The organism is Vibrio sp. 10N.222.49.C9, assembly GCF_041474985.1.
GTDB lineage: Bacteria > Pseudomonadota > Gammaproteobacteria > Enterobacterales > Vibrionaceae > Vibrio > Vibrio crassostreae_C.
This window is the reverse complement of record NZ_JBFRVD010001019.1, coordinates 1-445: the sequence shown is the minus strand read 5'-3', so window position 1 is coordinate 445 and position 445 is coordinate 1. Positions and strand designations below refer to the sequence as shown.

Here is a 445-nt window from a genome sequence, read left to right as displayed (position 1 = left end):
GCAATATGCAGGGCATTAAGCAAATTGGCTTGACCATCTGAGCGCAGTTCAGCAAGGGGAATCTGAGACCCTGTTACGATTACCGGCTTACCAAGGTTCTCCAACATAAACGACAGAGCAGACGCCGTGTACGCCATGGTATCGGTACCGTGCAGAATCACGAAACCATCGTACTTGTCGTAGTTATTCTTGATGTCGTCGGCAATTTGTTGCCAATCAGCAGGGGTCATATCGGAAGAATCGATAAGCGGCGCGTACTCATGGATAGTGTACTCTGGCATCTCTGGACGATTGAATTCCGGCATACCAGCAAGTTGCGATTCCATGAACCCTGCTACGGGTACATAGCCGTTCGCGGATTTTTGCATACCGATAGTACCACCGGTATACGCGATATAAATGTGTTTACGTGTGTTCTGCTGAGACATAAAGACAGGTGCTTTTT

General features: G+C 48.1%; 1 protein-coding gene. It reads right to left on the bottom strand.

Going from position 1 to position 445, the window contains the following annotated elements; genetic code table 11:
• Positions 1 to 428: asparaginase domain-containing protein (locus tag AB4585_RS26700; RefSeq protein ID WP_372171763.1), on the bottom strand; the 428-nt coding region annotated here is incomplete at its 3' end.
• Positions 429 to 445 lie beyond the last annotated feature (17 nt).